The organism is Candidatus Obscuribacterales bacterium, from assembly GCA_036703605.1.
In the GTDB taxonomy this organism is placed as follows: Bacteria; Cyanobacteriota; Cyanobacteriia; order RECH01; family RECH01; genus RECH01.
On record DATNRH010000397.1, the window covers coordinates 1 to 3,227 of the forward strand.

Below are 3,227 nucleotides of genomic sequence, written 5' to 3' on the forward strand. Positions count from 1 at the left end.
GCCATCCGCGAAGAAGCCTTGGAAAAGGTAGCCTCCGGTTTTGTCAAGCTCGTCAAATGGAAGGATCTGCGCAGTCAAATCCAAGCCGGCACAGCCCCACCAGTCAAGATCAGCCCCATTGCCGCCATCCCCCACAAAAGTTGCCAGTTCCGCCTTATTCTGGACCTGTCCAAGAAAGGCCAGCACCGGAAAGGCCAACTCCCCACCACCTCCGTCAATGAACTCACCAACCCCAACACAGCCCCAATGAAGTCCATGGACAACCTTGGAAAAGTCTTGCCCCGAGTCATTCAGGCCATGGCCACCCAGCCACTTGCTGATGGACCCATTCTAATGTCCAAACTGGACATCAAGGATGGTTTCTGGCGAATGTGCGTCCCGGAGGAGGATGAGCTCCAGTTCTGCTATGTGCTCCCTTCACTGCATCCAACCGAGGAAATCCAGTTGGTAGTACCGGCAGCACTGCAAATGGGTTGGACCCTCAGCCCCCCATTCTTCTCGGCCGCCACAGAAACTGGCGCTGATGTAGCCAGTCTCCTGCACCAGCAGCCAAGCCTACCCCCCCATCCCCTAGAGCACCACATGTTGGAGCCCATCAATCCATCGCTACTCTGTAGCCCAAGCCTACCGCCCCATCCCCTAGAGCAACTCATGTCGAAGCCCGTCACTCCATCCCTTCTCTGTGGCCCAAGCCTACCGCCCCATCCCCCAGAGCAACACATGTTGAAGCCCATCACTCCATCCCTACTCTGTAGCTTCCCCTTCCCCCAGCCCCACCCTGACATGTCCATCAGCCAGCTGGAAGTCTACAGGGACCAACTGTTCCTTCTTTTTGATGACTATGTGGATGACTTTATCAACCTCCTCCAGAGCACCAACCTGGAGGACCTACGCCATGCCTCCCGAGCCATCCTCCATGCCATCCACCAAATCTTCCCCCCAACCATTGCCACAGGCCACTCTGGCGAAGACCCCATCTCCTACAAGAAGCTGGTGCTGGAAGGAGAAGGCATCTGGGATGTGCGCAAGGAAATTCTGGGCTGGGTCTTTGATGGAGCTGCCCGCACCATGTGGCTTCCTGAGCCCAAGGTAGCCAAGCTCTTCGATGACATCACCAGCATCTTGCGCCTCAAGCATGCTGAAACCAAGGCTTTCCACTCTTTGCTTGGTAAGCTGGCCCATGCCATGATGGGAACAGCTGGTGGCACGGCCCTGTTGCCACCCCTGTACAAGGCCGTCAACGCCGCCCTTGGGCAAAGTCGCACCACCATCCAAATCCACCCCAACTCCTCTCAGGCCCATGCCCTCCAAGACTTGCGAACCCTCCTGCGAGTCCTGGGAAAAAGGCCCACTCTGTGCCAGCAACTGGTGCCTGGCATGCCTCACTACCTCGGTTTTTGCGATGCATGCAAGTACGGTGCAGGAGGTGTCTGGATGTCTGGGACTGCTACCCTGCGGCCACTTGTGTGGAGGCTAGCCTGGCCCCCGGCCATTGTGACCCTCTTTGACAATGGCACCCTCACCATCAATGACTTGGAAATGGCAGCCCTTCTCCTAGGCTACATCATCCTACAGTCCTTGCTGGACCTCCACCTCAAGCACACTGCCCAGTGGTGTGACAACTCTTCCACTGTCTCCTGGACTTCCAAACTCAGCAGCACCAACTCGGTGGTTGGGCAGCAACTGACCAGAGCCCTGGCACTCATCTACACTGCTGCTCAGTGCTCCCCTTTGGCCCCACTGCCCATCAGTGGGGAACACAACAAAATGGCTGACCTGTCCAGCAGGTCTTTCAAAAAGACAAGGGCCGTGGGAACCTACACTTTGGATGACCATGCCTTTCTCACCAAATTTAACACCGATTTCCCACTCACACAGGAGAGCTCCTGGCTCTTGCTCCGCCCCAGCACAAAGCTGAGCTCACTCGTCTTTGGCACCTTGCAGGGCGTGCACGTGAGACCGGGATCGTGGCTCAGACTGCCAAAACGCGCCTGCGATATTGGATCCATTGGCAGCACTTCTGCCACAAGTCTGGAGTGGACCCCTTCCTCTCCAACGTCAGTCGACCAGCACAACCTCACCACCTCGGCCTGTTCGCTGCGTGGGTTAGAGAAGGGCATGCAGGAAGAGGACATCAAGTCAGGGTTGGCTCAGTTCAGGAAGCGCTTCGCTCCGTCGGCAAAACTCTGGAACTGGCTGGGCACCCCAACCCCACCTACATCCCAGGGGCTTATGGAAAATTCGAGTACTCCCTCAACCTCCAACTAGAGCTACCGGCAACAAGACCCACCAACCTTGCCACAACTGGCTGTCCCTGTCACCCTGCCCGAGCATCTCCTCAACTCTGCCAGGGCCAACCCCCGCCTGGGAGCCAAGCAAAAAGCCACAGCAGACCTGGTCAACATTGCTTTCTACTACCTCCTGCGAGTTGGTGAATACGCCTACACCACCAACCCAAAGAAGCGCCGCACCACACCCTTCCAAACAAGGAATGTCACCTTCTGGAATGCCCAAGGACACATCATCCCCAACAACTCCCCACTCCCTTCCCTACTGACGGCCACCGAGGCCACCCTCACCATCACCAACCAAAAGAATGGCATCAAGGGCCAAACCATCCACCAACATTGTACCCTTGACATCAACAGCCCCGTCAAGTCCCTGGCTCGCCGGGTCCATCACATCCTGTCCAATGGGGGCCACCCAACCAGCTACATCTTTGACTACTACACACGCCCAGGCTCCCGGTCCTACATCAACCAAAAGGACATCAACACTGCTGTCAAAGATGCTGCTGTCTCTATTGGCCTCACCAACTTTGGCTACACAACATCAGATGTTAGCAGCCACTCCCTTCGAGCTGGTGGAGCAATGGCCATGCACCTCAATGGCATCTCTCCTGAGATCATCCAAAAGCATGGAAGATGGCGGTCTAACACCTTCCTCATGTACATCCATGAGCAGCTGAGTGCCTTCACAGCTGGGCTCTCCATCAAGATGTCCAACCGCATCCCCTTCCGCAGCATTGCTGGCCCAAGGCTTCGACCAGCCCCTCGTCGGCGCCCTTGAACCACCATGTCCCTTACAACATTGGTCCCATCCTCCCGGCCACACCATCACATCATCACCTACCACACCCACCCACCCACACAACACAACATCATCACATCATCATCCACCACACCCGACACCATCACACACCATCCCACTACACAGGGCTTCACCCA

Annotated in this window: 2 protein-coding genes; both read left to right on the forward strand. The window is 56.6% G+C overall.

Annotation, left to right across the window (positions count from 1 at the left end):
* On the forward strand, positions 1–2,268 hold a 2,268-nt coding region (locus V6D20_08145; GenBank protein HEY9815755.1), incomplete at its 5' end, for a hypothetical protein.
* A 27-nt stretch (positions 2,269–2,295) separates the two neighbouring features.
* On the forward strand, positions 2,296–3,069 hold the full coding sequence (locus tag V6D20_08150; GenBank protein HEY9815756.1) for a hypothetical protein: 774 nt from the start codon (positions 2,296–2,298) through the stop codon (positions 3,067–3,069).
* Positions 3,070–3,227: the final 158 nt, after the last annotated feature.